Genomic DNA, 7515 nt, shown 5'->3' on the forward strand with positions numbered 1-7515 from the left:
ACCAAAAGATAATAATTTAGATAACTTAAGAGATGGCAAATCATCAATCTGCAATTAAAAGAATTAGACAGTCTGAAAAGAAACGAGTACACAATAAGTATTACGCTAAGACTGCTAGAAATGCTGTAAGAAAGTTACGTGCTACTTCAGATAAGGAAGCTGCTAATGAATTACTTCCTAAGGTTACTGCAATGTTAGATAAACTTGCAAAAATCAACGTAATTCATAAGAATAAGGCTGCTAACTTGAAATCTAAATTAGCTACACACGTTAACAAACTGTAAGACATTATAACTCTGTTTTAAAGGGTTCTCACAAGAGAACCCTTTTTCTGCATGCACCTAATTTATCTATTCTAACTTTGTATTATTTGAGCAAATTCATAACTTTAGTTAGTTTATGCGAAAGTAACTATGAAAGAGTACAATAAATTAAGCATCAAAGACTGGGCCTTAGAAGATCGTCCCAGAGAAAAATTAATGTATAATGGGGTTAAAAGTTTATCTTCGGCTGAACTATTAGCTATTATTATAGGTAGTGGCAATCGGGATCAATCGGCTGTAGAACTAGCCAAATCGATACTTTCCAACTGCAATAACGATTTAAACCAACTGGCGAAAAAATCCATCCACGATTTAATGAAAATTCGGGGAATTGGAGAAGCTAAGGCAATAGGTATTATATCGGCTCTTGAATTAGGTAGAAGACAAAAGTCTTTTCAGAGTAAACAAAAGCAAAAAATAACCTGTAGCCAGGATGCCTTCGAAATTCTTCTTCCCTGTGTTGAAAATATTGGTCATGAAGAATTTTGGGTTCTATTTATGAATCGTGCCAACAAAATTGTAGAGATTAAAAATGTTTCATCCGGAGGCATTACCGGTACCGTATTCGATATTCGACTCATTTTAAAAGACGCCCTTCAACTCGAAGCTGTAAATCTTATTTTGTGTCACAACCACCCTTCTGGAAACCTTTCTCCGTCAAGTGCCGACAAAGAAATCACCACTAAAGCAATACAAGCTGCAAAACTAATGAATATAGATATTTTAGATCATCTAATTATTGGTGATAATCAATACTATAGTTTTGCCGATGACGGCCTAATTTAGAATAAATTACCATTACATTTTTTATTCATTTCATTCTTAGATATTATTGAAATATAGTTATATTTGCGCTCAGCTAATTTTTAAATAATAAAACATGGTGGTCCATACTTTAGGAGCAAACAACTCCCTTTTTAACCAATTTATAGCTGAAATCAGAGACGTAAATGTGCAAAAAGATCCTCTTCGCTTTAGAAGAAACCTTGAAAGAATAGGTGAAATTTTTGCGTACGAAATCAGTAAAGTCTTAGAATTCTCTGAAAAATCAATTCAAACCCCTCTTGGAGAAGCAAAAACAGATCTTCCTTCTTGCGAAGTAGTAGTAGCTTCTATTCTTAGAGCAGGTTTACCATTGCATACTGGTCTTTTAAATTATTTCGACAGATCAGAAAATGCATTTATCTCTGCCTACAGAAAACATACCGATGATGGTAAATTTACGGTCAACTTTGAATATATTTCTTCCCCATCAATTGATGGTAAAGTTGTAATTCTTGCGGATCCAATGTTAGCAACTGGTTCATCAATGGAATTAGCATACAAAGCTATGCTTACCAAAGGAACTCCTAAACATGTTCATGTGGTTTCGGTTATTGCTAGTCAGGAAGGCGTTGATTTTATTAAAAATTGTTTACCTAAAGAAAATACAACTCTTTGGATGGGAGCTGTAGATAAAGATTTAAATTCTAAATCATATATCGTTCCAGGTTGTGGCGATGCAGGCGATTTAGCCTTTGGAGCCAAATTAGGATAATAAAACTCTATAAATAGATAACAAAGGACTACTTTTTAGGTAGTTCTTTTTTATGCTTTAAATCTTTTAACAATAGATGAATCCGTACAATCAAATTTTATTTCCGAGACTGTCTTTTTCCATACAGGATGAATAAAATGCGGAGCAATTTCAGCCAATGGAGTCAATGCAAACATTCGCTCTCCCATTCTTGGATGTGGAAGCTCCAGCCTTTCTGTATCCATAATTAAATCGTCGTAAAATAACAGATCTACATCGATGGTACGCTCACTATAGCGATTCTTCTTACGCACTCTTCCTAAATTCTGCTCAATAGATTGAGTCGCATTTAGAACTTCCAATGGTACTAAATCTGTTTCACAAAGGACCACCTGATTTAGAAAACGTAATTCATGCTGGAATCCCCATGGTTCGGTTTCGAAAATTGAGGAAAGTTTCACAATTTGCCCTACTCTTTCGCTTAACAGACATACTGTTTTACTAAGTATCTGCTCACGATCGCCTAAATTCCCCCCAATTAAAAAATATACTTTAGCCATTTTTCTCATTTGATCGGTAAAAGAAACAAAGAAATCCGTTGAAACAAAATATACATCGAAAATTGATATTTTAATAAACACAATATCATCTTATTTAGATATATTTGTTTTAGGATAAATTTACATAAGTAAAGTTCTTCGATAAAAGTAACAACTAGTTACAGAATATAAATCTCAAATTATATAAAATCATGAAAAGTTTCTTCAAATTTACGTTTGCTTCCATTGTTGGAGTTATTATAGGTGGATTTATTCTGCTTTTTTTAGGAATAATGATAATTGCAGGAATTGCATCAAGTTCAGATAAAGCTGTTGATATTAAAGATAAAAGTATTCTTGAAATTAAGCTAAATAAACAACTTGCAGACCGATCGTCCGATAATCCGTTTGATGATTTAGACTTACCTGGAATGAACAATAAATCGACAGTTGGCCTTACGACAATTATAAAAAGTATTGAAAAAGCAAAAACCGATGATAAAATTAAAGGTATCTACTTGAATATTGGAGAAATATCTGGAAGTTTTGGAGGAATTGCTTCTATTGAAGAAATTAGAAATAAATTGAAAGAATTTAAAGAAAGTGGAAAATTTATTCTTAGCTATAACAACTACGGTTATTCACAAAAAACTTATTATTTAAATTCTGTTGCTGATAGTATTTACCTAAATCCTGAAGCTGGTTTGTTTATTGTTGGTATGGGCGGAGAAATGACATTCTATCGTAAATTTTTACAAAAAATTGGTGTAGAAGCTCAAGTTATTCGCGTTGGAAAATACAAATCGGCTACCGAACAATTTTTCAGGGATGACATGAGTGCTGAAAGTCGCACACAAACAATGGCTTATATTGGAGATATTTGGAATCAAATTTTGACTGGTATTTCAGAAGAAAGAGGTATTTCTGTAAAGAAATTAAATGAGTTAGTTGACAACTTTGCAATCAGAAAAGCCAGCGATGCAAAAGATAATAACTTAATTGATGGTGTAATTTATCAGGATGAAATGAATGCTAAATTACGCAAGCTTACAGATATTAAAGAAGGTAAGAAGCTTAGATTAGTTAGTATTTCAGATTATTCTAAATCGCCAGATGCAGATAAAAAATATTCGAAGAATAAAATTGCTGTTGTTTATGCAAGTGGAGCTATTGGGATGGAACAAAGCGAAACTGCCATTGGTCCAGAGCTAGCAAATTCAATTCGTAAAGCTCGTCGCGATTCAAGTATTAAAGCCATCGTTTTACGTGTTAATTCACCAGGTGGAAGCGCATTGGTTTCTGATATTATCTGGAGAGAAGTTGAATTGGCATCTCAAGTTAAGCCAGTAATTGCATCGATGGGTGATGTTGCTGCTTCTGGTGGTTATTATATTTCTTGCGCTGCCGACACTATTGTTGCTGATAAAAATACAATTACCGGTTCAATTGGAATTTATGGATTGTTTTTCTCAGGTGAAGAATTAATTAAAAATAAACTGGGTTTAACTACAGATTCTTTCGGAACCAATAAACACTCTGCTTTTGGTGGTGGCAATCCTTTAATGGTTTTACCAATATCGTCAAGAAAATTTACTCCAACTGAAAAAGAGATTATTCAGGGCATAATTAATAATGGCTACGATACATTCCTAACACGCGTAGCTGATGGACGAAAGAGATCTAAAGAAGAAATTCATGAAATAGCACAAGGTAGAGTTTGGAGTGCCACAGATGCGAAAGAAAATGGTCTGGTTGATGTTTTAGGTGGTTTGGAAACAGCTATCGAAATTGCGAAAGAAAAAGCCGGTTTAGAAGAATACCGATTGGTTTCTCTTCCTAAACAAAAAGATCCAATTGAAGAATTAGTTAAAGGATTAACTGGAGAGGTAAAAATTAAAATTCTTAAGAATGAACTTGGGGATACTTACAAATTCTACGATCAAGCTCAAAACCTAATTAATCTAGGAGGAATTCAGGCGCGTATACCTTACCAAATTGAATTGAATTAAACTCAAAATTATACACTAATTAAAAATCCTCATGAAATTGAGGATTTTTTTTATGCAATAATACCCACGAACTTAGTATCTTGTTAAAAATATTGGCATCTTTAATTCTATTAAATACTTTTAGATAACTCTATACATTAAAATAGTAAGTAAATTTGTCTCTGAAAAATATAAAATCAATTTATATTTTTGATTTTACAGCCTAAATTAGGATTGAATGAAAGCACTATCTCGTTTATTAAAGAGCCTACTTATTCCGTTTAGTTTACTTTACGGCTTCATTGTTGCTTTCCGAAATTTACTCTTCGACATTAATATTCTATCTAGTTGCGAATTTAAAATTCCAATTATTTCGGTTGGCAACATTACAGTTGGCGGAACAGGAAAAACACCTCATATCGAATATCTTATAAATTTATTAAAAGACGATTATAAAGTTGCCACTTTAAGCAGAGGCTACAAAAGAAAGACCAATGGCTTTATTCTTGCCGATGAAAATTCTACAGCAACTCAAATTGGCGACGAACCCATGCAGATTAAACGGAAGTTTCCTAGTATTTTGGTTTCGGTGGATCGAAAAAGAGTAAATGGTGTTAAAAATCTATTAAATACCGAGCATGGAAGCGACTTAAGTACTATTCTTTTAGACGATGCCTTTCAGCACAGGCACATTAAACCCGGATTATCAATTTTGTTAATTGATTACAATAGACCAATTACCCGCGATTTTATGCTTCCTTACGGCAGGCTTAGAGAAAGTGCAGACGAAAGAAGCAGAGCGAATATTATTATTGTAAGCAAAGCTCCTGCAAATATGACTCCCATTGAAAGAAGAATTATTGTGAAGGAACTAAATATCTTACCCTATCAAAAATTATATTTTACCTGCCTCGACTACGATAGCTTGCAGGCTGTTTTTAATGAACAGGCCATAAATATTATAAATGAAGATTGGGGCAAAGAAAATTTCTCTATTCTTCTGGTAACTGGCATAGCAAATCCTAAACCTTTAAAAGAATATCTTGATAATTTCTCAGATGTTGTTGAAGAAATTCACTTTCCTGATCATCATGCTTTTGATAAGAAAGATATTGATCAGATTCAAAAACGATTTAAAGAACTAAAGGGCGAAAATAAAATTATTATTACCACAGAAAAAGATGCTACACGAATTTTTGATATGAATATCGATCAGGATATCATCAAGAAACATCTCTTTTACGTTCCTTTACGAATAAAATTTTTAAACGAGGACAAATCCTTATTCGATAATCAGATATTAAATTACGTTCGAAAAAATAAACGATCCAGTAATTTACATAATATAAAAACAGATTCAATATAAAAAAGGGGAATCAACATTCCCCTTTTTATAATACCGTTAAATAACCACTACATTAAATAACGGTTAACTTCAATGATAACATTCTTTATAATAGAAAATTACAACTTTAATTATTTAATGTCAATCTTTATTTGAAATTTTGTTGAAAAAATTAATCTTTCAAAATTTTCCTCCTAATACACAGGTTTTCTTAAAGGATTTTACCTCTCCATCGGCATTAAATAATTCTATATATATCATATAAATACCAATTGCTAATCTTTCTTTTTTAGCACCTAAACCATCCCAGTGCACTTTATCTTCAGAAGCCAGATAAAGATTACTTGCCAATTTTCTTACCTCTTTACCAATTGAATTATAAATGCGAATATTTACAACATAAGCATCCTCTTGCAAATTAAAAATAATGTATAAACGATCATCTTTTCCATCATTATCAGGTGAAAATATTTTTGTGGATAGACTTACTTCCTCATCCTCATTTTCGATATCATCATAAACAGAATTTTCCAGACCCGGTGTACCAAAGCCAATATTCTGGGCTGCCGACTGCCAATTAGATTCATTATTTGTTTCAGCATTCGGATTTATTCTTTCCAAAGCGACCCCATCGACAGAAGCTAATAAATCAAAATGCATTTCTTCTTTATATGCAAAATCGTCTATTATCTCAAAATCACTTAAAAGAACAACACGCCCTTCCTTATCGCTATAATTTGGAATTTTTGTTTCATGAAAAACCTCTGGATTACTCGTGTAATAATTCTCAAGTATATTAACAGTATCTGCCGAAAGTAAAATAAATGAGTTCGGATAAAACAAAAGTTGATTATCAGATACTTTTACACTATCGATAAGTATTAAATTCTCATCTCTTTTTGCTAAATACACTTTTGATAAGTCGATAATTTTATCCGACACATTATACAATTCAACGTAATCAGATCCTCCGGAGATCGGATTAAATAATACTTCATTTATTACAATATCGCCTTTTGAAACATCAAGTGGCACCCAAAATTCATATTCTTTTACAGATAAAGAATTACCTGCTAAATCGCTTATTGCATCTGAAAAAATAATTTTATATCTGGAATTACCAATAAAATCTGCTTGAAAATACAAATCAAAACGTTGTCCTACCCCATCAACATTTAGAATTTCGATGGGATTTTCTGAATCTGGCAATAATTCAATATTTTTAAGATTAGCTAATCCTTCCAAGTCCATTGGCTCTGAAAAAAGTATAGTTATAGAAGAAGATGAGATTAATACAAGCTTCTCAATTCCTGGAGAATTCTGATCTCTATTTTCAGCATCAACTGAATTTATTTTTCCAGGAGTTCCTCCATTAATATCTACCGAAGCCAACCAATTAGGCTCTTGCCATGAAATATTCAATGGATCGATTCGCTCTAAAGACCAACCTCCATCTTCTTTTTCGGCCGACTTGTACCAGGAATCGGAATAAGTAATTTTATCAATTTGTTTGTCTTCTGCAGATAAAATTTCTACTTCGGAGCCAGAATTGGTTAAACCAGGAAAACTTGTTACTGACAAAACATTTCCATATTCGGCGAAAGATTCTGCAGACGTTGTTGAGCAAAGGATTAAATAAGAATTGCCAGCGATGGTATCGACAGGTAAAGTTGTTTTTTTCTCTCCAACTTTCAAACTCCAGTTTTCTAACGAAACAGGATAACCCTGAGTATTGTACAATTCGATGAACTCATATTCGGGCAGGCCATTGCCTGGACTTGGGTCGGCCATTATTTCGTTAATT

General features: G+C 32.8%; 7 protein-coding genes. 5 read left to right on the forward strand and 2 right to left on the reverse strand.

Annotated features, from left to right (window positions below):
* The first annotated feature begins 32 nt into the window (after positions 1 to 32).
* From rpsT to upp, 3 genes are all read left to right on the forward strand, one after another.
* Positions 33 to 284 (forward strand): 30S ribosomal protein S20, encoded by a 252-nt coding sequence (gene rpsT / locus ACT3CE_RS03715; RefSeq protein ID WP_444708413.1) that lies wholly within the window; start codon positions 33 to 35, stop codon positions 282 to 284.
* Between the two features lie 129 nt (positions 285 to 413).
* Positions 414 to 1109 (forward strand): RadC family protein, encoded by a 696-nt coding sequence (gene radC, locus ACT3CE_RS03720; protein ID WP_444708414.1) that lies wholly within the window; start codon positions 414 to 416, stop codon positions 1107 to 1109.
* A 94-nt stretch (positions 1110 to 1203) separates the two neighbouring features.
* Entirely contained in the window at positions 1204 to 1860 is a 657-nt protein-coding gene (gene upp / locus ACT3CE_RS03725; RefSeq protein ID WP_444708415.1) for a uracil phosphoribosyltransferase, read from the forward strand.
* Between the two features lie 50 nt (positions 1861 to 1910).
* On the opposite strand, the gene folK is transcribed toward upp, so the two are convergent.
* Positions 1911 to 2399, reverse strand: a complete 489-nt coding sequence (folK, locus tag ACT3CE_RS03730) for a 2-amino-4-hydroxy-6-hydroxymethyldihydropteridine diphosphokinase (protein WP_444708416.1) — start codon at positions 2397 to 2399, stop codon at positions 1911 to 1913.
* Positions 2400 to 2590: 191 nt separating this feature from the next.
* Here folK and sppA point away from each other — a divergent pair, with 191 nt between their 5' ends.
* Together sppA and lpxK are read left to right on the forward strand one after the other, a co-directional pair.
* Complete coding sequence (sppA, locus tag ACT3CE_RS03735) at positions 2591 to 4387, forward strand: signal peptide peptidase SppA (RefSeq protein WP_444708417.1); 1797 nt, start codon at positions 2591 to 2593, stop codon at positions 4385 to 4387.
* A gap of 217 nt (positions 4388 to 4604) precedes the next feature.
* Positions 4605 to 5732 carry a tetraacyldisaccharide 4'-kinase gene (gene lpxK, locus ACT3CE_RS03740; RefSeq protein WP_444708418.1) on the forward strand — a complete coding sequence of 376 codons (1128 nt, stop codon included), beginning with the start codon at positions 4605 to 4607 and terminating at the stop codon, positions 5730 to 5732.
* Between the two features lie 159 nt (positions 5733 to 5891).
* Here lpxK and ACT3CE_RS03745 read toward each other — a convergent pair.
* Positions 5892 to 7515 (reverse strand): lamin tail domain-containing protein (locus ACT3CE_RS03745; RefSeq protein ID WP_444708419.1); only part of this gene is annotated, 1624 nt, incomplete at its 5' end.

The organism is Marinifilum sp. RC60d5, from assembly GCF_052400665.1.
GTDB lineage: Bacteria > Bacteroidota > Bacteroidia > Bacteroidales > Marinifilaceae > JBQTGK01.

What these genes read in the sequence shown, in the direction of transcription:
- rpsT (WP_444708413.1), top strand. Translation starts at nt 33, where the DNA reads ATGGCAAATCATCAATCTGCAATTAAAAGAATTAGACAGTCTGAAAAG.
- radC (WP_444708414.1), top strand. Translation starts at nt 414, where the DNA reads ATGAAAGAGTACAATAAATTAAGCATCAAAGACTGGGCCTTAGAAGAT.
- upp (WP_444708415.1), top strand. Translation starts at nt 1,204, where the DNA reads ATGGTGGTCCATACTTTAGGAGCAAACAACTCCCTTTTTAACCAATTT.
- folK (WP_444708416.1), bottom strand. Translation starts at nt 2,399, where the DNA reads ATGGCTAAAGTATATTTTTTAATTGGGGGGAATTTAGGCGATCGTGAG.
- sppA (WP_444708417.1), top strand. Translation starts at nt 2,591, where the DNA reads ATGAAAAGTTTCTTCAAATTTACGTTTGCTTCCATTGTTGGAGTTATT.
- lpxK (WP_444708418.1), top strand. Translation starts at nt 4,605, where the DNA reads ATGAAAGCACTATCTCGTTTATTAAAGAGCCTACTTATTCCGTTTAGT.